The organism is Campylobacter lari (genome assembly GCF_900638335.1).
Classification (GTDB): domain Bacteria; phylum Campylobacterota; class Campylobacteria; order Campylobacterales; family Campylobacteraceae; genus Campylobacter_D; species Campylobacter_D lari_E.
This window is the reverse complement of sequence record NZ_LR134508.1, coordinates 568,162-590,010: the sequence shown is the minus strand read 5'-3', so window position 1 is coordinate 590,010 and position 21,849 is coordinate 568,162. Positions and strand designations below refer to the sequence as shown.

Below are 21,849 nucleotides of genomic sequence, written 5' to 3'. Positions count from 1 at the left end.
TTTAATCCTTTAAGTTATACTTAACTAAAAATTTTTCTAAAGTACCATCTTTTTTCATTTCTTCTAAATGTTGATTAACCTTAGAGATTAAGTCTTTAAATTCATTTTTTCTAAATGCTATACCAAAACCTTCACTTCCATCATCTTCTTCATAAAAAGCATTTATGTTGGGATATTGTTTCAAAAAATTCATTGCACTAGCTTTATCAGTTACTACAGCATCAGTTTTTTTAGCATCTAAACTTAAAAAGCAATTCAACATATTCTCATTAGCTACTACTTTTGCATTTAAAATCTGTTTTGCTGCGTTTTCTTGAATAGAACCCAGCAATACGCAAATATTTTTTGATTTCAAATCATCTTTTTGCAAAAAACCACTATCTTTATGCTTTAAATACACATTTTTATCTTTAAAATAAGAAATACTAAAATCCACATTTTGTGCTCTTTGAGAAGTAATTCCCATAGAAGAAATAATAAGATCGATTTTTTTACCCATTAAAGCTGGAATGAGCGCATCATAACTCATATTAACAAACTCTATTTTAAAATTGGCTCTTCTTGAAAGCTCTTCAATGACATCTACATCAAAACCACTAAGTTTTCCATCCTGCATAAATTCATACGGAGGATAGCTTGCTTCTATTCCAACTTTTAAAACTTCATTTTGACTATTAGCTTGTTTTGAGCAAGCACCTAAAATTAATAAACTAAATAACGCTAAAACAACATATAATTTTTTCATTACTATCTCCTAAAGATTAAAATAAATAAAAAGTTACAATGTGTTTAAACGCCTATATTTTTTCATTGATACTCCTTGATTTAGTAAATTTGCTTGAAATTATATCAAAAAAAATTTATTTGTAAAGGCTTTATTATAATCTGTGTTTTAATATTTCTACCATATTTCTAAGATATTAAGTGAATTTTTTATATCATACTAGCTAGAAAACAAACAGAATAATACTATATTATCAAATGCAAACCATTCGGGGCTACTTCTCAGTCATCAAATTTATTTAACATCAAAAGACAATAACTAGCAAGTGCTTCTAAATGGTTGTTTTTTATTTTACAACATTTTTATCTTAGTAATATTCTACAGTATTTAAAACTTGTTTTAATTTTTATTATTTTATAATTTTAAACCTTTTTAATTAGTATTTATTTTATAAATTCTTATTTAAAAAACAAAGTAAAGCCTTAACTACATAAAGACGATTTACAGCTTCTTCAAAAATTACTTTTGAGTGTTTTTCAAAGACCACTTCGCTAACTTCAAAACCTCTATATGCAGGTAAACAATGAAGCAAAATAGCATTACTATTTGCTTGTTTCATTGCATCATCATCAATAATAAAACCAGCAAAATCTTTTATTTTATTTTCTTTTTCCTTCTCTTCCCCCATAGAGATCCAGGTATCAGTTATGACCACATCTTTATTTTTTAAAGCATCAAATTTGTTATGAAATAAAGAAATTTTTGCTCCTGAAATTTCTGATTTTTTTACAACAAAGTCCCAAACTTGAGTATTGATATTATAATTTTCTGGTATGGCTATGCTAATTTCGTAGCCTAAAATTGCAGAAGCTATCAACCAAGAATTACACACATTATTACTATCTCCCACAAAAGCGATTTTTACATTGTTATCTTTTTCTTTACCCCATTCTTTAATGGTTAACAAATCTCCTAAAATCTGCGTTGGATGATAAAGCTCGCTCAAACCATTAATAACAGGAGCTTTGGAATATTTTGCAAATTCTACTAAACTATCATGATTTTTTACTCTCATCATTACAAAATCAACCATAGAGCCAATAACCCTAGCTGTATCTTTAATAGGCTCACCTCTACCAAGTTGCAAATCATTGCTATTTAAAAATATAGCTTTTCCGCCAAGCTCTGTAATTGCAAGTTCAAAAGCCATTCTAGTACGTGTAGAATTTTTTTCGAAAATCATTGCTAAAGTTTTATCATGCAATAGTTTTTTTGGATTTAACTTAAGTTTAATAGCATAATCAATAATAGTCAAAATATCATCTTTAGTAAAATCCATTAATGTTAAAAAATGTCTCATTTTATGCTTCCTGCTCATTAATTTTAACAATAAGTACTATGTATGATATAATTTTATTTATAAAAACTTTATAAAATATTCATAATATATGATAAGGCAATATGCTGTATTGTAGAATGTAAAAAATACGATAAAAACATTACTACAATTTCTTATTGAAAAAATGTGTCTCTAATATCATATTTTAGAACTACTTTATATTTTCACCTTTTTACTAATCATTAAAACATAACCTATTCCAAGACAAATAGACCACATCGAACTACCACCATAACTTAAAAGCGGTACGGCAACTCCTTTTAACGGGGTTAAAGAAATAATTCCAAATGCATTCATAAAAAATGAAAATAATAAAAGTAAAGCTACACCTGAGCAAAACAAAAAATGAACCTTATTTTCACAACGCCCTGCTATTCTAAAAATTCTAAGTATCACCATCAAATAAATAAAACATATAATCCCTAATCCTAATAGCCCTATTTCTTCAGTAATCCCTGATAAAACAAAGTCTGTATGCACTTCACTTAAAAACCCCAACTTAAAAGTTCCAAGTCCTAGTCCCTCTCCAAAAAATCCACCATGAGCTATAGCATTTAAACTATGTGAAATTTGATAAGGCTCTGAATTATGGCTTACTCTTAAAGCATTTGCTAACCAATCAGGAAAGAAAGGCAAAAATGCATCTTGGATATTTCCCCACCAAGCAGAAATACGCTGGATTCTCCTTTGATTACTTAAGATCACTAAAACACCAATCATTCCAACAATAACCACACCAAAAGCAAAAAGTCTTTTACTAGCTCCTGCAAAAAAAGCTAGAGCAAAAACCAAAAAAAAAGAAATGACGCTTTGTCCTAAATCATTTTGTGTCATATAAATATAACCAATAACAAAAGCAGCTAAAATAAAATAAGGAATTAAAATTAAAATTTCATGTTTAATTGCCTTTTTGCTATCATCAATCCTTCTTGTATAAGACCAAGCAAGGAAATAAATCAAACCTATTTTAAAAAATTCAACCGGAGAAATAGATAAAGGACCAAGCCTAATCCATCTTTTAGCACCACCTGCTGCAGTAGCAAGAAAGGTGGGTAAAAAAGGCAAGATAAGTATAAATAAAAAAGAGATGAGCAAAACACTTATCATTAAATAATGTGCCATTTTACTATCAGGATTTAATCTTGAAATAAAATAAATAATAGCTATACCACTAAGTCCAAAAAAAAGCTGTCTGATAAAAAAATGAAACTCATTATATTCTAAATAAAGAACAGTAAAAGCACTTAAAGAATAAGAAAAAAGTATTCCTATAGTTATGAGAATACAACTTAAAAAAAATAACTTTCTATCAGCAACCAATGTCATTCCCTAAATTTTTATAAAAAATTAATTTTAATAGATTGCAACTTAAAATGATGTTATTTTAACATCAAGTATTATTTTTATATAAAGATTTTAAACTCTCATAAGCAAGTTGGATTTTCTCAAATTCTTCACGGCAATAAGCTTGCTCGATCTTACTTTTACCTTGATGACGATCAGGGTGATAAATTTTAACCAAATTAAGATAATTTTGTCTAATAGCGGCAAAATCATCACTAGAATTGCACCCTAAAGTTTGAAAATAATTTTCAAAAAGCTTTGCTAGGGCATTAAATTTCCAATTAGTACTAGCTTTATTTTTCATTTTATTTCTAAATTCTAAAAGCTGAGTTTCATTGATCGTAAAATCAACACAATATTTCAAATGCTCATTTACGCTAGCTAAAATTTCTAAAAGATTTAAAGTGTTGTCATCTTTATATTCCACTGAAAAAATACAATTTTTTTCATCATACACACTTTTATGGTCTTTAAAATACTGCTCTAAATATACAGCAAATAATTTTTCATTCGAACTTAATGTGATTAAAATATTTTTTTGCGCAAAACCTATCTTAGCAAAGATTACAGGCTTTAAAGTATTTGCTTGAGCAAGATTTAATTTAAAGGTTTTATAATGTGCAAAGGCAAGATTATCAATTTGATTTCCAGTGTTTTTTTTATATTTATGATTAACAAGTTTTAAAAAATATCTTCTTTGAGGAATTTCATTTTCTACAAAAAAAGATAAAGTTTTATTTTTATTACCTATAACTTTGGAAAAATTTTTACGGATAAGATCTTGAAAATATTTAAACATTAAAAAATCATCAGTATTAACACTAACTGATTCTAAAGTTTGCACTACTTGCATAAAATCCTCTCTATAAACCTAACTCCACAAAAATGCTTGCTCATTTAAAGCACTGGTGTGTTTTAAAATTTCATTTGGACTATAATCGGCTTTATATGCTAAAGATTGACACCCTTTTACAAAATATCCTAAATAAATATATTTTAATTTTTTTAATTGTGCGAGTTTAATTTCAGTTAAAAGTGAGTATTTACCGAGACTTAGATGAGAAAAATCTGGATCATAAAAACAATATATACTAGAAATTCCATCTTCTAAAATATCAATTAAATCAACACAAACTAGCTTATTATCAATATAAAAATCAAGTTCATATCCAAAAGTACCCGCATTATCTACATAAAGATTATAATATTTTCTAAAATTTAAATCATAAATTTTCCAATTTCTTTTATCTTTTTGATAATGGTGGTATTTTTCGTATAATAATAAATGCTCATCACTTAAAGAAGGTTTTTGTAAGATTATTTTAGTAGCTATATTTTTTTTCAAAACCCTACGATAGCTTTTGCCAAAATGGAAATTTTCTACTAAAATACGCAAATTTTGACATTCATTGCAATCATTACATATTGGCCTTGAAAAATACGAACCAAAACGACGCCAACCTCTTGAAACTAATTCTTGATTTTGTGCTTTATTAATAAAAGATATATAATTATATTCATTTCTACAATATCTATTTTCAAGATAAGGACATTCTTCTTCTAAAGTACAAAAACCAATAATATTATTCATTAGATCTTTTTAATATCGCTATTTTTTACAAATTCCATAAATTCATTAGCTAAACGCTCTTCTTTTAAAAACATATCTTCAAATTCTTGCTCTTGTTTTTTGTCTTCATTTTGCTTAGTTAAGTCTTTTTGTATAGTATCTAAATCAGTATTTTTCATACTCACTCCACTCTTACTCGCTTTAACTTTTTCTTTTTTTGCTTGACCTTGTTCTTTTTGGAGTGCTTTTTTTATATCTTTTAATTCATCTAAAAAACTCATGATTGTCTACTTTCTTTTATCTTTTGTAAGGCCGCAGCTATAGCAGCAATTACTTCTTCTTTGTTTTCTTGGTGTCTATCTTCTGTTTTTTCCAAAAGCTCTTCCATATGTGTTTCTATAAAAGAAGTATCAAAATACCCTCTTCTAAATTCTCTTATTTTAGTGATTGCAATTAAAAATGGTACAGTTGTTCTAATATCATCAATCACAAATTCTTTCAAAGCTCTCTCAAGTCTATTAACCGCACTATCATAACTTGAACCTTTAACAATTAATTTTGCAAGCAAAGAATCATAATAGGGTGGTACAGTGTAGTCTTTATACAAATGACTATCCACTCTTACAGACGGCCCTAAAGCTGGAAAATACTCTGTGATTTTGCCTGGACTTGGAATGAAATTTTTCCATACATTTTCTGCTGTAATCCTAGCCTCTATCGCAAAACCTCTTGGTTTTATATCGCTTTGCTCAAGATCTAAAATTTCCCCATTTGCTATACGAATTTGTCTTGTAATAAGGTCAATTCCTGTGATTTCTTCTGTGATTGGATGTTCTACTTGAATTCTTGTATTCATTTCCATAAAATAAAATCTATTATAATCATCAAGCAAAAACTCAACCGTCCCAACATTAGTGTAACCTACAGCTTTTGCAGCAGCTACTGCAGTAACACCTATAGTTTTTCTTAGTTTTTCTGAGATACTTGGACAAGGTGCTATTTCAATGATTTTTTGATGTCTTCTTTGTATAGAACAATCTCTTTCACAAAGATGAATGATATTACCATAATTATCTGCTAAAATTTGAAACTCAATATGCCTTGGATTAATAACATATTTTTCCATAAAAACTTCATCATTTTTAAAAAAACTTAATGCCTCTCTTTTGCATGCTTCAAAAGATTTTTCTAAATCTTCTTCTTTATGCACTACACGTATACCTCTACCGCCACCCCCACCACTGGCCTTTAAAATCACAGGATAGCCTATTTTTAAAGCTTGAAATTTAATTTCTTCTAATGTGCAATGATTTAATTTTTCAGTACCTGGAACTACAGGAATTCCATTTTTTTTCATTAAATATCTTGCTATATTTTTATTTCCCATTTTACGAATAACATCTGATTTTGGTCCTATAAAGATAATCCCTGCTTCTTCACACTCTTTTGCAAATTCATAATTTTCACTTAAAAAGCCATATCCAGGATGTATAGCATCAGCTCCACAAGCTTTAGCAATTTCAACTATTCTTTTACTATCTAAATACCCTCTTATAGCATCAGTTCCTATTCTATATGCTTCATCAGCAACTTTTACATGCAAACACTCATGATCAGGTTCAGTATAAACAGCGACACTTTTTATATGTAAATCCCTACAAGCACGGATTACCCTTACTGCAATCTCACCTCTATTGGCTATTAAAATCTTGTGTATCATTACTTTGCCTTAAGCTAAAATATTATTCAAAGAAGATTAGCATAAAAATATAAAAATTCTATAAAATTATTTATTTTTGCTAATTTTAAGAATTTTTTGATAAAATTAATCTTTTATTTTGCGCCCATAGCTCAGCTGGATAGAGCATTTGATTGCGGTTCAAAAGGTCAGAGGTTCGAATCCTCTTGGGCGTACCACTCATTTCTTTTTCTTTTTTACGGAAAATTCATCCAAATCCAATTCTTTTTTATCTTTAAATTGATACCATAAAAATAAAATAAAAAATATAGCTAAAATTGTAGTCAGAACATAATAAGTCCCATATTCATTCTCAGATAAAAATAAATTTTTAGTATTCATACCAAAAAATCCAACAATTAAATTTAAAGGTAAAAAAATCGCGGAAATAATACTTAAAAAATAAATATTTTTATTGATTTTTTCACTTCTTGCGGTATTAATATAAGTGTATATTCCTTCTAATCTTGCAATATTGTCTTTTATACTTCTTTCTAAAATTGCTAAATTCAAAATAATCGTTTTTAAATTTTTCTTTATAAAGTGTTGTTTGCTGTGACATATTTTACAAGCCTCAAGCACAGATGAAACAATCTTAGAACTTTTACCAAGTTTAACTTTTAATATAAAATATTTAGTTAAAAAATTCTTGACTTTTTTATTTTCCAAAATCAACTCTTCTCTTTTTTCTATAGAGAGATTAATAGTATTGTTTTTTTCTTTTTCATTTTGCAAAATTTCTTTTAATATGGCTATAAATTCTGCATTAGAAAATAAAATCAAATTTTCATCTTTGTATTCAAAAATTTGATTATCTTTAAAAATAAAAATATTTCTAGAATTTTTAGCAATATCTAACATAAAAACATCAAATTCATCAAACTCATAATAAGCATTTGATATATTAATATTATTAATAATTTGTTTTAAAGTATCATTTAACATATTCTTTGCCTATAAAATTCTTTTCTAAAATTTTCAAATTCATCTTTGATAATAGCCTCTCGCATTTGCTTTACTAAATCTAAATAATAATGTAAATTATGAATGCTTGCGAGTCTAAAAAAGGTTAATTCTTTAGCTTTAAATAAATGATTTAAATAAGCCCTTGAAAAGTTTTTGCATGTATAACAAGAACATTTGTTATCTATAGGGGCATAATCGGTGATAAATTCTGCTTTTTTGATATTAAATTTTCCAAAGCTAGTAAACAAAGTTCCATTTCTTGCATTTCTTGTTGGCATCACACAATCAAACATATCCACACCTCTTGCTACATTTTCTACCAAATCTTCAGGTGTGCCAACCCCCATTAAATACCTAGGACGATTGTTATCTACATAAGGCATCATAGCTTCAACCGTATCATACATAGCCTCATTTTCTTCTCCTACGCTTAATCCACCTATAGCAAGACCATCAAAGTCCATCTCACAAAGTGCTTGAGAACAAATTTTTCTAGCTTCAAAATCCGTTCCACCTTGGATAATGCCAAAGATATTTTGCCCTATTCCTATACCTTGACTTTGCTTTAATTTATGATAATCAATAGCCTCTTTTGCCCATTTTATAGTGCGTTTTAAAGAAAGTTCTATCCTTTCTTTACTTGCAGGTAAAGCCACTAAATCATCTAAAATCATCATAATATCTGAATTAAAATCATACTGTGCATCTAAAACACTTTGCGGGGTAAAATAATGCAAACTTCCATCAATATGACTTTTAAATTGAATTCCTTTTTCATCAGGTTTTGAATTTTTACTTAAAGAAAAAGCTTGAAAACCTCCACTATCTGTTAAAAAAGAGCCTTTAAATTTACTGAAACCATGCAAGCCACCCATTTGTTTAATCACCTTAGATCCTGGTCTTAAATACAAATGATAAGTATTTGCTAAAATGATTTTTGCATTTAAAATTTCACTCATATCAATAGCATCTAAGCTTTTAATCGCAGCCAAAGTCCCAACTGGCATAAAAATGGGAGTTAAAATTTCACTATGTGTAGTTTTTATACGACAAGCTCTAGCATTTGCACTTTTATATTGAACTTCAAATTCCATTGATTTTCCTATATTTTTTGCATAATCATACCAAAGACTTGCTTATAAGTTTTTTGAAAGAAAGCCTGTTTTTAACAGGCTTAAGAAATTAGTAGTTTTTTACAAATTCAACGATCTTTTCACAACCCTCAATGATGTCTTTTTCATTAGTTGCATAAGAAAGTCTAAAATACCCTTCCATACCAAAACCTATGCCTGGCACTAAAGCTACTTTTTGCTCTTCTAATAATCTTTTACAAAATCTCATAGAATCGCTATCAACTTCTTTACAAGAGATAAATAAATAAAAAGCTCCTTGTGGAATTTGTTCTAATTTTAACTTATTGCTTTTAGCTAAAATTTCACACGCTAATTCTCTACGCTTTAAAAAAGCTTGTCTCATCATTTCAATATCACTATCTGCTCTTCCAAGCAAGGCCGGTAAAGCTGCGTGTTGAATGATTGAGCAGATATTTGAAGTGCTTTGTCCTTGTAATTTTTTAACAGCATTATTAAACTCACTCATTTTACTTGCCATATAACCAAAACGCCATCCTGGCATAGCACCGCATTTACTAAGACCATTAATACTTACAGTTCTATTTAAAGCATCTTCGCTCACTTGCGCAAAAGCACAAAATTCTCCATCATAAACTAATTTTTCATAAATCTCATCGCTTAAAACTACGATTTTAGTTCCTTCTAAAACCTTAGCCAAAGCAGTAATTTCTTCTTTAGAATATATAGCACCCGTAGGATTTGATGGGGAATTAAACATCAAAACCTTTGTTTTTGGAGTAATAGCTTGTTTTAATTGCTCAGGAGTAATTTTAAAGCCATTTTTTGCTTCACCTTCTATAAATATAGGAGTTCCACCTGCAAATTTCACCATTTCAGGATAACTCACCCAATAAGGACTTGGTATGATAACCTCATCACCTTCTTCAACCAAACACTCAATCGCCATAAATAAAGAATGTTTAGCACCAACATTGGTAATGATTTCGCTTGCTTTATATTCTAAATTATTATCATTTTTAAATTTATATTGTATAGCTTCTATAACTTCTTTTATACCCACAACTGGTGTATAAGCCCCGCAACCTTTTTCAATAGCTTCAATTGCTGCTTTTTTAATGATTTCTGGAGTATCAAAATCAGGCTCACCTGCTGAAAAACTAATAACTTTTTCACCATTTGCTTTTAAAGTTTTGGCTATATCAGTCATTACTAAAGTTAAGGATTCTCCTAAATTTTGAGATCTTTGACTTAGCATTTTTTATCCTTTATTTTTGCTTTGATTTTTATTTGTGTTAATTGTTACAACTTGGAGCTTAAAAAAATCTACGAATAAAATTAAGAGTGTATATTTTTATAAATTTGTGTAGAAACTATACATTTTCTACACATAAAAAATTTTACATTGTTTCTTTGGGTAATTATTCTAAAGCTTCTATATCGCTTTCATTATGATGGATAAAACGCTCATCTTTTTCTATAGTTTCAACCAAACGCCCTACTCTTTCCCATCTAACTTTTTTATTTTCATCCCATGAAAAATAAATAAACCAAGGTTGACCAACTATATATTTATAATCTACACTTCCCCAAAATCTACTATCACTAGAGTGATCGCGGTTATCGCCCATCATAAAATACTCATTTTCAGGCACTCTATAATAATAAGCATTAAAACCATAAATATTATTAGCACCTAATTCATCAAAAGAAACGGGCTTCATAGCAAATTGACCTAAATTCAAATAGCGAAAAAACACACTTTCTATATCCACTCTAGAATCATAATGTATTCCTTTTTCCACAAAAGGTTCTTTTACAAAAAGCCTTCCGCCTATGATTTTTGTTTTATTAGGATAATAATCTTTCATATATTCATCACCCTCAACCATACGCACATATAAGGTTTTATTTGCAAAAACAACCTCATCTCCGCCCTTAGCCACACATCTTTTTACATAATGAATTTTTGGCTCATGTGGATATCTAAATACTACAATATCTCCTCTTTTAGGACCTTCAGCACTTACTAAATGTCCATTTTTATTAAAATCAGGTAAAACAGGCACTTCTATCCAAGGAATATGCGGGGTTGGAATACCATAAGAGAATTTTTTTACAAATAAAAAATCCCCTACTAATAAAGTATTTTTCATAGAACCACTTGGTATAGTAAAAGCTTGTATAAAGAAAAATATAATCAATAAAACAACTATTAAAGTTCCTGTCCAAGATTGCGTGAATTTATATATTTTTTTCAAAAAATTCATTTTTTAATCCTATTTTTAGCTGATTTTATAGTATTTTCTAAAAGCATTGCTATGGTCATAGGCCCCACCCCGCCTGGCACAGGAGTAATATAACTAGCATTTTTACTTACATTTTCAAAATCAACATCACCTACTATTTTTCCATCAACTCTATTAATCCCTACATCAACTACTATCACACCCTCTTTAACCATATCTTCTTTTAAAAGATTTGGACAACCTGCTGCTACAATGATAATATCAGCATTTTTTGTGTAAGCTTTTAAATCTTTTGTATAAATATGACAAATACTCACACTAGCATTTGCATTTAATAAAAGCGTCGCCATGGGACGACCTACTATATTAGAAGCTCCTATTACAACTACATCAGCGCCCTCTAATTTTATATCATAATGTTCTAAAATTTTCATAACACCCAGAGGTGTACATGGTAAAAAACCACCTTTTAAATTTAAATTTAAATTCCCAACATTAAAAGGATGAAAACCATCTACATCTTTATTAAAATTAATACTTTCTAAGATTATATCTTTATTAATATGTACTGGCAATGGAAGCTGAACCAAAATCCCATCAACACTATCATCATGATTTAAGGTATTAATTAAAGCCAAAAGCTCATTTTGAGTTGTGTTTACATCAAGTTTATAAACTAAAGACTTAATCCCACATTGCTCACAAGCCTTTGCTTTAGAACCCACATAAGTAGTACTAGCAGGATCTTCTCCTACTAAAATCACAGCCAAGCAAGGCTCTATACTTTGATCTTTAAGCTTTGCTACTTCTTGTTTAAGATTTTCTTTAATCTCATCGCTCAGTCTTTTGCCATCTAAAAGTGTCATTTCTTTCCTTAAATTTATAGCTTTCTTTAACTTAAAAAATTGTATCATAACAAAACTTCTTTTTTTGTTAAAGGTGATAAATGAAAATTATTTTATTTTTATTTTTTATAGTTTATGGTGCTTGGGCTGAAGATTTTATTTCACCTAAAGAATACCAAGAATCTCTTTACAAAAATCCAAGAGGCATAAGTTGTGCTAAATGTCATGGTGATGGAGAACAACAAATACTAGGATATTACACTAAAAATGGAGAAAAAACTCCTTTTATAGTGCCAAGTATTAAAAACACACCTTATAAGCGTTTTAGAGAAATACTAAACCAACCTCAAGAGGCAAAAAGCATTATGCCAACCTACTCATTAACAGAAGATGAGATCAAATCGCTTTATGATTACATTACCAATAATAAAAGGAGTAAAAATGAAAAACAATAAAAAAGCCTTTGAAGAAGCTTGTGAATATATAGCAGGTGGGGTTGATTCTCCTGTGCGCGCCTTTGCTAGCGTGGGTAGCAATCCCTTATTTATCAAACAAGGAAAAGGTGCTTATATTAGTGATATAGAAGATAATACTTATATAGATTATGTACAAAGTTGGGGACCTTTACTTTTTGGACATTGCGATGAGAATATTGAAAAAGCTTGCAAAAAAGCTTTAGAACATGGTTCAAGCTTTGGTGCACCAACCCTAGCTGAAACTAAGTTAGCTAAATTTATCCTAAAAGATTGGCCACACTTAGACAAAATACGCTTTGTAAGTAGTGGTACAGAAGCTACTATGAGTGCTATTCGTCTTGCAAGAGGATTTAGCAAAAAAGATAAAATCATCAAATTTGAAGGATGTTATCATGGACATTCTGATTCTTTATTGGTAAGTGCTGGAAGTGGTGCGGCTACTTTTAATACCCCAAGCTCACTAGGAGTTTTAACAGATGTAGCTAAAAATACCCTAGTAGCTATTTATAATGACATCGATAGTGTTAAAAACTTAATCAATAATGATAATAATATAGCTTGTATTATTATAGAGCCAATTGCAGGAAACATGGGTTTAGTACCTGCTAAAATAGAATTTTTACAAGAATTAAGAAAACTATGTGATGAGCATCAAATTCTTTTAATTTTTGATGAAGTAATGAGTGGCTTTAGAGCTTCATATCTAGGCTCTTTTGGAATTAATAATATAAAAGCCGACATAGTAACTTTTGGTAAGGTTATAGGCGGAGGTATGCCTGCGGCTGCTTTTGCTGCAAGGACTGAGATTATGGATTTATTAAGTCCTTTGGGTGGGGTATATCAAGCAGGAACGCTAAGTGGTAATCCTCTTGCTATGGCTGCAGGTTATGCGAGCTTAAAAAAAGCAAGAAATTATGAAGGTTTATATGAAAAATTAGAAAAACTAGGCAAAAGACTTACTCAAGGCTTTAAAGAGGCTGCAAATGATTGCAAAATTCCTTTGCAAGTTAATTGCGTTGGTTCTATGTTTGGATTTTTCTTTTGTGAAAACCCTGTTAATAACTATCAAGATGCTTTAAAATCAGATACTAAATTATTTGCTAAATTTCATGCACAAATGCTAAGCAAAGGTGTGTATTTGGCACCATCTCAATTTGAAACAGGTTTTATATGTGAATGTATGGATAAAAAAATCATTGATAAAACTATACAAGCAGCACAAGAAAGTTTTAAAACCCTATGAATAAAAGACAAAAAATCATTCGCAAAGGTATAGAAGCTGCAGATGGATTAAGCCTTGGCATATCCATGGTTGTAGCTGTTTTAATTGGAGTTGGAATAGGCTATTTTTTAAAAAATATAACCGGTATAGCTTGGCTTTTTTGGGTAGGAGTGTTTATAGGAGTAGCTGCAGCAATTTTGAATGTTTATAAAGCTTACAAAGCACAAGTAAAAAGCTATGAGGAATTTAAAGAAGAAAATCGCTATAAAGATTTAAAAAATGATCCTAAAGCCTAAAATTTTACTAAAACTCTTGCTAGGATTAAATTTACTTTTCTTAGCAGGAGTTTTTTTATATAAAGAATTAAGCTTTAAAACCTTTATAAGCTTTGAATTTGGCTTTTTGGCTCAAAATTTAATCATTCTGATATCTTTTTTAAATTATAAAAATTTTATTTTTAAGGCAGTTAAAAATTATGATTTTACGCAAAGGCCTTTGCAAATTTTTGCTAAAAAACAATATTCTTTGCCAAAAATTATAAAATTTATCCATATAGATGACGATTTAAAACCAAAATTTAAAAGTATTTTTAAAAACGTATTAGCTTTTTTTTCTTTGTTTAAAATTTTTGCTTATGTGTTTTTAATAGCAGGATTTTTATTTTTAGAGTTTCAAGGCTTAATGAGTATTTTTGCCTTGTTTTGTGCAATGTTTGTCACACCCATAGCGGTATTAATATATAATTTTTTAATAAGAAAATGTTGAGCTCAAAAAGAACGATTAGATCATTAACTGCATTGTTTTTTGGTATGATTTTTGTTTTTATAGGAAGTGCTTTAACGGTAAATTCTATAGCAATTATTTTAAAACACAACAATGTTAGTAATTTTTATATAGGAATAATAGGAAGTTGTTATTTTCTTGGTGCTATGGTAAGCACTATTAGTGCTCATAGGATAGTCTCTAAAGTAGGACATATAAGATCTTTTGGAATTTTTGCTATCATTTTTGGTATAGCCACTATGCTTCATAGTTTAAATTCTAATCTATATTTTTGGATGGTTTTGAGATTTTTGCTTGGCTTTTGTTACTATGCACTTTTAATGGTCATAGAATCATGGCTTAATGAAAAAGCAAAAAATGCTATTCGTTCAAGAGTAATAGCCTTTTATGAAGTAGTATTTTACTCATCATCAGGCTTTGGAATTTTACTTATGTCCTTTGATTTCCCAAGCAATACAGTGTTTATTTTAAGCGCTAGTTTTATTATGTTTGCTTCTATTCCTTTGTTTTTAATCCGTATTAAAGAACCGGTTTTACCACAAAAAACCAAAATTTCCATTCCTAAAGTTTTTGATATTGTACCTTTAGCCTTAGTGACAAGCTTTATAGCAGGTATGCTTTTAAATGGATTTTTCTCCATGGCTTCTTTATTTATACTCACACAAGGATTTGGCGCAAAAGAAGCTTCGATTTTTATATTTTGCACTATGTTAGGAGGGTTTATATCTCAACTTTTTATTGGGAGTCTTTCTGATAAAATCAGTCGTAAATTTGCTATTATCTTATGCGCTTTTACTGCTTTAAGTGCTATGCTTTGCATTTTGTTATTAAGCTATAATATTTATTTAAAATATTTTTTTGGCTTTTTACTAGGTATGGGAATGTGTTGTTTGTATGCTCTTTCTTTAGCTAGAGCAAACGACATGCTCGAAGATTCTAGCAAAAGAGTTGAGCTTGGTAGAGCTGTTCTTTTTACTTATTCTTTTGGTGCTTTATTTGCACCTGCTGTACTTGGGACTTTAATGTATTATTTTGAAAGCAATGGTTTTATGTATTTTTACATCGTTTTATTGACTGTTTTAATTGCCTTTGCTATAGATAAACCAAAATTTAAAAATCTAACCAAATTTAAAAGAAAACCGGGCAACATGGTAATGCTAGATGATAACTAATATTTCTAACAATCAAAATCAATTTGCAAAAAACGAAACAAATAAAGATAGCAAAAGCGAGAAATCAGATAAAAAAATCTCGCTTAATGATGCTTTAAAAAATCCTTTATTTTCTAAAAATAATCCTGAAATCAAATTACCCAAAGATTATATCAGTAAAATCGATCAAAAATTACAAGAATTATTAAATAAACTCTTAGATCAAATCAAAACCAACAAAGATCCTGATTTAGCAGTATTAAAAAATCACAAAGATTTAAATTTTGCACCTAATTTTGCCAATGAAGTTAAAAAACTTCAAGCAGAGCTTTCTAAAAAACCTGAATTTGAAAAACTACTTAAAGTTTTAGAAGATCTAGTTAAACCTGCTAAAGATATCAACAATAAAAATCTTTCATCTTTGGTAAAAAATTCAGGTGTATTTTTAGAAGCAAAACTCAACCATTCTTTAAAAGAGCAAAATTTACCACAAAGCTTTTTTAATCTTTTAAATACCATAAAAGGAGCTACTAGTGAAAATCTAAAACGCGATATAAGTAATTTAGATCTTAAAAATCTTGACGCCACAAGTACACTAAAAGAACTTATTCACATCTTACAAAATCATAAAAAAGATAATAAAATTTCTTTAGAAAATACAAACTACAAGACACTTTTTAAACTATTTGATAAAATAGAAAATTTTAAAAACTATATCAATAAAAATCCAAATTCCATTAGCCAAGAAAAGCTACAAAATATTGCTAATAATTTCATTAAAAATCTCAGTAAAAATTTAGCACTTATCAACAAAGAACTAGCCAAACCTGAAAATATAAAAATTCAAAATACGCATATACTAAAAGAACTTAGTCAGAACATCAAAGATCTTATAACACTTTTAAAAGATATAAAAAATCACAAAAACAAAACTGAAACAACACAAGAAAATTTAAATAAGACCCCACACACTAAAGACATCAAAGAAGAGTTAAAAGAAGAAATAAAAACTCCGCAAAAAAACACAGAAGATAAAAAAGAAACTCAACAAAAACAAGAAAGCATAGCCAAAGATAAAGAAATTCAAAATACAAAAGAAGAAAAAATACCACAGAGTAAAGATATTAAAGAAAACCCTAAAGAAGAATCCAAAACACCACAAAAAAATACTGAAGAAGCAAGCAAAAATGATAACAAAAGTCAAAATTTACAAGCAAATAATACTAAATTAGAAGATATATTCAAAAGCACTTCAGGTAAAATTTTACTAGAAGATATTTTCAAACAAAATGTAAGTAAAAATCTTAATTTTAGCCAAAATCTACAAGAAGAATTTTTAAATAATCTTAACAAAGAACTAGGCCTAATAGGAAGAAAACTCAACGAGGTTTTAAAAGCTTTAGATCCTAAAAATTATGAAGCAAAAAATTCTTTAGATGATATAAAAAATATAGAAAAAAAATTAGAACTTTCTATAAAAGATCTTGGAAAAATTACTCCAAAAGATACCGCAGAAATTTCTTCAGAATTGCAAAAAGACATCAAATCCACTCTTTTGCAAGTTTCTAATCTGGCTAAAAATTTAGACAATGAAAGCATACTAAATCAAGCAAATCGTCTTATAGCTCAGCTTGAGTTTAATCAACTTTTATCTTTAGCTAATAATAGCATTCATACTTTTTTACCTTTTTTTTGGGATGATTTAGAAAAATCTAATGTAGTTTTTAAGCGCGGTAAAAAAGATAAATTTTATGCACAAATTAATCTTGAATTTGAAAAATTAGGAAAAATCAATGTATTTTTATCTCTAAGTAATGATAAATACATCGATATAAATATGATGATAGAAAATGTTAATTTTAGAAAAAAACTTTATGAAAGAGCACATGAGCTAAAAAAAGCCTTAGTTAAAGTAGGACTTCTAAGCTCTAATTTTTTCATCAGTGATATAGTTAAAAGCAAATTTCATAATCAAGAAGAATACAATGACTTTAATATGGGTTTTGATACAAGGGCTTAAAAATGGCTAAAAAAACAAAAAAAGCCGTTGCACTAGGCTATAATAAAGAAGATCAAAATGCACCAAAAATCCTAGCTAATGCTAAAGGTGAAAACGCTGCTAAAATCATCTCTTTAGCTAAAGAAAATGGCATACCCATAAAAGAGGATAAAGACTTAGTAGAAGTTCTTAGCAAGCTTGACTTAGGCGATGAAATCCCACCTAATATGTATAAAGCGGTGGCTGAAATTTTTGCCTTTTTATATAAAGTTGCTAATGAAGATGAGACTAAGCAAAGTCTGCAATCTTCTTAGAAAATTCAACTTTCTCGTAAGCATTTTTGCTAAATTTTAAAAACCCTTTTTGAGCGATTAAAACTATAGTTGAACCTAGCTCAAAATTTCCAAGTCTTTGGCCTTTTTTTACAAAAAGATCTTCATAAGTATAAGTAAAATCAAAATTTGCAGCGTTAGTTTGTATGCTGGTATCAAAGCTAAAATGCATTTTACCAACATTTAGCGCGCCCACAAATACCATCCAAAGTATAAATTTTCCTTCCACTAAGCACCTTAAAACTACTCTTTCATTTTTAGTATAAAGATTTATAATCTTGGCTAACTTTGCCTCACTCACACTAAATAAAGCCCCACTCATATATGTAGCACTTAAAATTTGCATATTACAAGGTGCATGATAATGATGATAATCTTTTGGAGATAAATAAATATTTGCATAATCTATGCCATTTTCTAATTCTTCTTTACTGGCTGAGTTTTTTAAAAGCTCTTCTATACTATAACTTGAACCTTTAATACTAAAGGCTAAATTTTCTTTTAAGTCATTTTGAAAACTACTTCCAAGTTCTAAAATTTTACCATCACTTGGACTTACAAAGCCATCTTCTAATTCTCGCTCATTTAATAAAGTTCTTGTAAACAAAGCATTTAAACTCTCGTATTCTTCTAAAGACTTAAATTCACTCATATTGATATTAAAAGCATTTACATAAGCTTTATTAATGTTTTTTTGTATAATTTTTGGAAATTTATATTTTGCTATGATTCCAAATATTTTTGAAGCACTATTGCTAAATCCCACTCATTCTCCTTTTAATCTAATCAAAGCTATCTCACTAGGAGCTAAAAATCTCACAGCAGGTCCCCAAAATCCAGCTCCACTGCTTACATAAAGCAAACTATCTTTGCTTAATTTATAAAGCCCATACACAAAGCCTTGTTCTAAATATACTAGCAAAGAAAAAGGGAAAATTTGTCCTGCATGTGTATGTCCTGATAAAATCAAATCAAACCCGCTCACATCATAAGTTTTTACATATTTTGGCTGATGCGTGATTAAAATATTAACTTTTTCTTGATTGATTTGAGTTTTGATTTTTTCTATATTACTTTCTTTAAAGCCCAAACGTTTAGCAGCCAAATCCAAAGTCCCACTTAAAGTAAAATCCCCAAAATCAATACTTTCATCTTCTAAAACTTTGAAATTTTTAAGCGTTTTAAGCTTTTTGCTTATTGCATTTATATCATTATAATACTCATGATTTCCATAAACAAAATAAGTACCATATTTTGATTTAAAATTTTCTAACAAATTAATATAAGACATACTAGCTATATCTGCATCGATTAAATCCCCAGCTATGATGACTATATCAGCATTTAAAGCATTAACCTCATCAATTAAGGTTTTTAAAAAATCCTCTCCTAAATTTTTTCCCAAATGTACATCAGAAAGCAAAGCTATATTTAAATCTTCTTTTAAATTTTTAATTTTAATATCTATTTCATTAACCTTAGGCGTACTGATAGCATTTACAAAGCCTTTAAATACCATACTAACGCTAAGTATAATAAGCCAAGAATCAAAAATTAATTTTAAAAACTTTCTTCTTTGGACACTGAAAATTTGCTCTTTTTTATTTTCATTAAAAAAAATCCAAGAAGCAATTTCAAAAACTATTCCAAAAAGTAAAAAAAAGCAAGTAACAGTAGGAAAAATCGCTAAAATATAATAAAGCTTTTCATGTAAAAAATCTCCGCGCATATTTACAAAAAAGATTAATTCACATGCAAAAACTATTAAAACAAGAGCTAATACAAACTTCTTATAAGGTTTTAAAAAATCAATCTTACTTAAAAATCTTTTATAAATATACCAATTTGCTAAAGCAAAAAATAAAACCAATAAAGTAAAAAAAACAAACACTCTCATAGTGTAATTTTATTTAAGCAAAATTAATACTTTTTAAAGTAAAATCGCAAAAAAACATTTGGGAAAGAAATTTGGCTTTAATAGATTTAATCGATGCAAATAAGAAATTTAATACAAAAATAGTTTTAGAAAATGCAAATTTTAGTGCAAATTTAGGAGAAAAAATCGCCATTATAGGCAAAAACGGCGAAGGAAAATCAAGCTTTTTAAAAGCCCTTATGGGAACTTTAAAACTAGATAGCGGTAGAGTGATTAAACAAAACAACACTAGCATAGGCATGCTAAGCCAACAAGTAAGCTTTGAAAGCACCTTAAGTGTGAGCGAAGCTATCAAAAAAGAACTTGAAGAAATTTATCAAGCTTTAAAAGAATTTGAAAGCTATAATGAAAAATTAGCTCTTGATCCTGAAAATAAAGAATATTTAAAAAAAGTAGATGAATTAAGTTTATATATAGACTCAAAAGATGCATGGAATTTAGACCAAAAAATACAAAGAATACTAGAAGAGTTTAAACTATTAGAGTATAAAGACAGAACACTTTGCTCTTTAAGCGGAGGAGAGATAAGACGTGTAGGACTCTGCACGCTTTTGCTGAAAAATCCTGATATTTTATTGCTTGATGAGCCAACCAACCATCTAGATGTATATATGAGTAGCTTTTTAGAAGAAAGATTGAAAGCTTCTAAAATGTGTGTTATTTTCATCTCTCATGATAGATATTTTATCGATGCAATAGCACAAAAATGCGTAGAAATAGAAGCAGGAAAATTAAGTGTTTTTGAGGGTGGATATACGCAATATCTAGAAAAAAAAGCAGCTATTTTAGCTTCTTTAGCTAAAAGCCATGAAACCTTACTTAAACAACTAAAAAGCGAGGAAGAATGGTTAAGAAGAGGAGTTAAAGCTAGACTTAAACGCAACGAAGGACGCAAAGAACGCATTTTTAAAATGCGTGAAGAAGCCAAGAAAAACCCAGGAGCTATCAAACGCTTACAACTTGAGATTAAAAGAGCAAGTAAAAATTTCAACCAAACCCAAAGTCAAAACCGCAAAAAAATGCTTTTTGAACTTAAAAATATCTCAAAATCCATAGCAGGTAAGACACTTTTTAAAGACTTTAATGCACGAATTTTACAAGGTGAACGCATAGCCATAGTAGGTAAAAATGGTTGTGGGAAATCTACTTTTTTAAAGATTTTGCTTGATCAAATTCCGCTTGATAGTGGAGAAATTAAAAGAGGTGAAGTTAAAATAGGCTATTTTGATCAAAGTAGAAGCTTACTCAATACCGATAAAAAACTTTTAGAAATTTTTTGCCCAAATGGTGGTGATCATATTCAAGTGCGTGGTAAAAATATGCATGTTTATGGGTATTTAAAACAATTTTTATTTCCAAAAGAATTTTTAGAACAAAGTGTGAGTGTGTTAAGTGGGGGCGAAAAAAACAGAGTTGCCCTAGCCTTACTTTTTACTAAAGAATATGATGTATTAATCTTAGATGAACCAACAAATGATTTAGACATAGCTACGATTAATATCTTAGAAGAATATTTACTTTCTTTTGAAGGTGCGATTTTGCTTGTATCACATGATAGATATTTTGTTGATAAAATAGCAACCAAACTTTATACTTTTGAAGATAATGCAAATATTAACATAGAAGTTCTTTCTTATAGTGAATATTTAGAAAATGAAAAAGAATACAAAGACTTTGAAGAATTTTCTAAAAGTTTAGAAACAAACATCACAACAAGTGTAAAAACAAAAGAAAAATCAAGTAAAAAACTAAGCTATAAAGAAAATGAAATTTTAAACTCATACCCTGATAAAATTCACAAACTAGAAGAAGAGATAAAAAATTTAAAAATTTCTTTATCAGATCCTGAACTTTATCAAAAAATTGGAATTAACAAGCTTTATGAAGAATTAAAAGAAAAACAAGATTTATTAACTATTTTAGAAGAAAAGTATTTTAATACTCTTGAAAAAATCGAAGAATAAAAAATGTTTAAAATATTAATTAATCTTAACTTAATAAAAATTTATTAATTATGGTTCTTG

Annotated in this window: 22 protein-coding genes and 1 tRNA gene; 9 read left to right on the top strand and 14 right to left on the bottom strand. The window is 28.7% G+C overall.

Annotated elements, in window-relative coordinates:
- Window position 1 precedes the first annotated feature (1 nt).
- The 7 genes from EL235_RS03085 to EL235_RS03055 form a co-directional block, all read right to left on the bottom strand.
- The gene (locus EL235_RS03085; protein ID WP_039625713.1) at window positions 2-745 is read right to left on the bottom strand and encodes a transporter substrate-binding domain-containing protein; all 744 of its coding nucleotides are present in this window, start codon (window positions 743-745) and stop codon (window positions 2-4) included.
- 427 nt (window positions 746-1,172) lie between these two features.
- The gene (argF, locus tag EL235_RS03080; protein WP_039625711.1) at window positions 1,173-2,084 is read right to left on the bottom strand and encodes an ornithine carbamoyltransferase; all 912 of its coding nucleotides are present in this window, start codon (window positions 2,082-2,084) and stop codon (window positions 1,173-1,175) included.
- Window positions 2,085-2,279: 195 nt separating this feature from the next.
- On the bottom strand, window positions 2,280-3,443 hold the full coding sequence (ftsW, locus tag EL235_RS03075; RefSeq protein ID WP_039625709.1) for a putative lipid II flippase FtsW: 1,164 nt from the start codon (window positions 3,441-3,443) through the stop codon (window positions 2,280-2,282).
- A 70-nt stretch (window positions 3,444-3,513) separates the two neighbouring features.
- Window positions 3,514-4,320 carry an adenylosuccinate lyase gene (locus tag EL235_RS03070; protein ID WP_039625708.1) on the bottom strand — a complete coding sequence of 269 codons (807 nt, stop codon included), beginning with the start codon at window positions 4,318-4,320 and terminating at the stop codon, window positions 3,514-3,516.
- Window positions 4,321-4,338: 18 nt separating this feature from the next.
- Window positions 4,339-5,058 (bottom strand): arginyltransferase, encoded by a 720-nt coding sequence (locus EL235_RS03065; RefSeq protein ID WP_039625707.1) that lies wholly within the window; start codon window positions 5,056-5,058, stop codon window positions 4,339-4,341.
- Entirely contained in the window at window positions 5,058-5,318 is a 261-nt protein-coding gene (locus EL235_RS03060; protein ID WP_039625705.1) for a hypothetical protein, read from the bottom strand. The genes EL235_RS03065 and EL235_RS03060 overlap by 1 nt, the downstream gene beginning before the upstream one ends.
- Window positions 5,315-6,757, bottom strand: a complete 1,443-nt coding sequence (locus EL235_RS03055) for an acetyl-CoA carboxylase subunit A (RefSeq protein ID WP_039625703.1) — start codon at window positions 6,755-6,757, stop codon at window positions 5,315-5,317. The genes EL235_RS03060 and EL235_RS03055 overlap by 4 nt, the downstream gene beginning before the upstream one ends.
- Window positions 6,758-6,877: 120 nt before the next feature.
- On the opposite strand from EL235_RS03055, the gene EL235_RS03050 reads away from it, so the two are divergent.
- Window positions 6,878-6,954: transfer RNA gene (locus tag EL235_RS03050), tRNA-Arg, on the top strand.
- A 1-nt stretch (window position 6,955) separates the two neighbouring features.
- Here EL235_RS03050 and EL235_RS03045 read toward each other — a convergent pair.
- The 5 genes from EL235_RS03045 to folD form a co-directional block, all read right to left on the bottom strand.
- Window positions 6,956-7,720, bottom strand: coding sequence for a CorA family divalent cation transporter (locus tag EL235_RS03045; protein WP_126340781.1), 765 nt, complete (start codon window positions 7,718-7,720; stop codon window positions 6,956-6,958).
- A complete protein-coding gene (tgt, locus tag EL235_RS03040; protein ID WP_126340780.1) occupies window positions 7,714-8,835 on the bottom strand; it encodes a tRNA guanosine(34) transglycosylase Tgt in 1,122 nt (373 codons plus the stop codon). The genes EL235_RS03045 and tgt overlap by 7 nt, the downstream gene beginning before the upstream one ends.
- Window positions 8,836-8,923: 88 nt before the next feature.
- The gene (locus EL235_RS03035) at window positions 8,924-10,090 is read right to left on the bottom strand and encodes a pyridoxal phosphate-dependent aminotransferase (RefSeq protein WP_126340779.1); all 1,167 of its coding nucleotides are present in this window, start codon (window positions 10,088-10,090) and stop codon (window positions 8,924-8,926) included.
- Window positions 10,091-10,253: 163 nt separating this feature from the next.
- Window positions 10,254-11,102, bottom strand: coding sequence for a signal peptidase I (lepB, locus tag EL235_RS03030; protein WP_126340778.1), 849 nt, complete (start codon window positions 11,100-11,102; stop codon window positions 10,254-10,256).
- The gene (gene folD, locus EL235_RS03025) at window positions 11,099-11,947 is read right to left on the bottom strand and encodes a bifunctional methylenetetrahydrofolate dehydrogenase/methenyltetrahydrofolate cyclohydrolase FolD (protein ID WP_126340777.1); all 849 of its coding nucleotides are present in this window, start codon (window positions 11,945-11,947) and stop codon (window positions 11,099-11,101) included. The genes lepB and folD overlap by 4 nt, the downstream gene beginning before the upstream one ends.
- Before the next feature lie 80 nt (window positions 11,948-12,027).
- Here folD and EL235_RS03020 point away from each other — a divergent pair, with 80 nt between their 5' ends.
- From EL235_RS03020 to EL235_RS02990, 7 genes are read left to right on the top strand one after another with little or no spacing between them, the layout of a single operon-like run.
- On the top strand, window positions 12,028-12,381 hold the full coding sequence (locus tag EL235_RS03020; protein WP_126340776.1) for a c-type cytochrome: 354 nt from the start codon (window positions 12,028-12,030) through the stop codon (window positions 12,379-12,381).
- Window positions 12,368-13,645 (top strand): glutamate-1-semialdehyde 2,1-aminomutase, encoded by a 1,278-nt coding sequence (gene hemL, locus EL235_RS03015; protein ID WP_126340775.1) that lies wholly within the window; start codon window positions 12,368-12,370, stop codon window positions 13,643-13,645. Before EL235_RS03020 ends, hemL begins: the two co-directional genes overlap by 14 nt.
- The gene (locus tag EL235_RS03010; RefSeq protein ID WP_039625688.1) at window positions 13,642-13,920 is read left to right on the top strand and encodes an AtpZ/AtpI family protein; all 279 of its coding nucleotides are present in this window, start codon (window positions 13,642-13,644) and stop codon (window positions 13,918-13,920) included. The genes hemL and EL235_RS03010 overlap by 4 nt, the downstream gene beginning before the upstream one ends.
- Window positions 13,904-14,389, top strand: a complete 486-nt coding sequence (locus tag EL235_RS03005) for a hypothetical protein (RefSeq protein WP_126340774.1) — start codon at window positions 13,904-13,906, stop codon at window positions 14,387-14,389. The genes EL235_RS03010 and EL235_RS03005 overlap by 17 nt, the downstream gene beginning before the upstream one ends.
- A complete protein-coding gene (locus tag EL235_RS03000) occupies window positions 14,386-15,579 on the top strand; it encodes an MFS transporter (RefSeq protein ID WP_232017404.1) in 1,194 nt (397 codons plus the stop codon). The genes EL235_RS03005 and EL235_RS03000 overlap by 4 nt, the downstream gene beginning before the upstream one ends.
- Window positions 15,569-17,578 carry a preprotein translocase subunit SecA gene (locus tag EL235_RS02995; protein WP_126340773.1) on the top strand — a complete coding sequence of 670 codons (2,010 nt, stop codon included), beginning with the start codon at window positions 15,569-15,571 and terminating at the stop codon, window positions 17,576-17,578. Before EL235_RS03000 ends, EL235_RS02995 begins: the two co-directional genes overlap by 11 nt.
- Window positions 17,579-17,580: 2 nt before the next feature.
- The gene (locus EL235_RS02990; protein ID WP_114640200.1) at window positions 17,581-17,871 is read left to right on the top strand and encodes a FlhB-like flagellar biosynthesis protein; all 291 of its coding nucleotides are present in this window, start codon (window positions 17,581-17,583) and stop codon (window positions 17,869-17,871) included.
- Here EL235_RS02990 and EL235_RS02985 read toward each other — a convergent pair.
- Together EL235_RS02985 and EL235_RS02980 are read right to left on the bottom strand one after the other, a co-directional pair.
- Window positions 17,846-18,655 carry a phosphatidylserine decarboxylase gene (locus EL235_RS02985; protein WP_126340772.1) on the bottom strand — a complete coding sequence of 270 codons (810 nt, stop codon included), beginning with the start codon at window positions 18,653-18,655 and terminating at the stop codon, window positions 17,846-17,848. The genes EL235_RS02990 and EL235_RS02985 overlap by 26 nt on opposite strands.
- Window positions 18,656-19,786, bottom strand: coding sequence for a metallophosphoesterase (locus EL235_RS02980; RefSeq protein WP_126340771.1), 1,131 nt, complete (start codon window positions 19,784-19,786; stop codon window positions 18,656-18,658).
- A 71-nt stretch (window positions 19,787-19,857) separates the two neighbouring features.
- On the opposite strand from EL235_RS02980, the gene abc-f reads away from it, so the two are divergent.
- Window positions 19,858-21,789 carry a ribosomal protection-like ABC-F family protein gene (gene abc-f / locus EL235_RS02975; protein ID WP_126340770.1) on the top strand — a complete coding sequence of 644 codons (1,932 nt, stop codon included), beginning with the start codon at window positions 19,858-19,860 and terminating at the stop codon, window positions 21,787-21,789.
- Window positions 21,790-21,849 lie beyond the last annotated feature (60 nt).

Bases quoted from the DNA above. Each gene is read 5' to 3' on its own strand.
- EL235_RS03010 (WP_039625688.1), top strand. From the start codon at position 13,642: ATGAATAAAAGACAAAAAATCATTCGCAAAGGTATAGAAGCTGCAGAT.
- argF (WP_039625711.1), bottom strand. From the start codon at position 2,084: ATGAGACATTTTTTAACATTAATGGATTTTACTAAAGATGATATTTTG.
- EL235_RS03035 (WP_126340779.1), bottom strand. From the start codon at position 10,090: ATGCTAAGTCAAAGATCTCAAAATTTAGGAGAATCCTTAACTTTAGTA.
- EL235_RS03055 (WP_039625703.1), bottom strand. From the start codon at position 6,757: ATGATACACAAGATTTTAATAGCCAATAGAGGTGAGATTGCAGTAAGG.
- EL235_RS03070 (WP_039625708.1), bottom strand. From the start codon at position 4,320: ATGCAAGTAGTGCAAACTTTAGAATCAGTTAGTGTTAATACTGATGAT.
- folD (WP_126340777.1), bottom strand. From the start codon at position 11,947: ATGACACTTTTAGATGGCAAAAGACTGAGCGATGAGATTAAAGAAAAT.
- EL235_RS03065 (WP_039625707.1), bottom strand. From the start codon at position 5,058: ATGAATAATATTATTGGTTTTTGTACTTTAGAAGAAGAATGTCCTTAT.
- EL235_RS03085 (WP_039625713.1), bottom strand. From the start codon at position 745: ATGAAAAAATTATATGTTGTTTTAGCGTTATTTAGTTTATTAATTTTA.
- EL235_RS03005 (WP_126340774.1), top strand. From the start codon at position 13,904: ATGATCCTAAAGCCTAAAATTTTACTAAAACTCTTGCTAGGATTAAAT.
- EL235_RS02995 (WP_126340773.1), top strand. From the start codon at position 15,569: ATGATAACTAATATTTCTAACAATCAAAATCAATTTGCAAAAAACGAA.
- EL235_RS02990 (WP_114640200.1), top strand. From the start codon at position 17,581: ATGGCTAAAAAAACAAAAAAAGCCGTTGCACTAGGCTATAATAAAGAA.
- EL235_RS03045 (WP_126340781.1), bottom strand. From the start codon at position 7,720: ATGTTAAATGATACTTTAAAACAAATTATTAATAATATTAATATATCA.
- tgt (WP_126340780.1), bottom strand. From the start codon at position 8,835: ATGGAATTTGAAGTTCAATATAAAAGTGCAAATGCTAGAGCTTGTCGT.
- hemL (WP_126340775.1), top strand. From the start codon at position 12,368: ATGAAAAACAATAAAAAAGCCTTTGAAGAAGCTTGTGAATATATAGCA.
- EL235_RS02980 (WP_126340771.1), bottom strand. From the start codon at position 19,786: ATGAGAGTGTTTGTTTTTTTTACTTTATTGGTTTTATTTTTTGCTTTA.
- EL235_RS03060 (WP_039625705.1), bottom strand. From the start codon at position 5,318: ATGAGTTTTTTAGATGAATTAAAAGATATAAAAAAAGCACTCCAAAAA.
- EL235_RS03020 (WP_126340776.1), top strand. From the start codon at position 12,028: ATGAAAATTATTTTATTTTTATTTTTTATAGTTTATGGTGCTTGGGCT.
- lepB (WP_126340778.1), bottom strand. From the start codon at position 11,102: ATGAATTTTTTGAAAAAAATATATAAATTCACGCAATCTTGGACAGGA.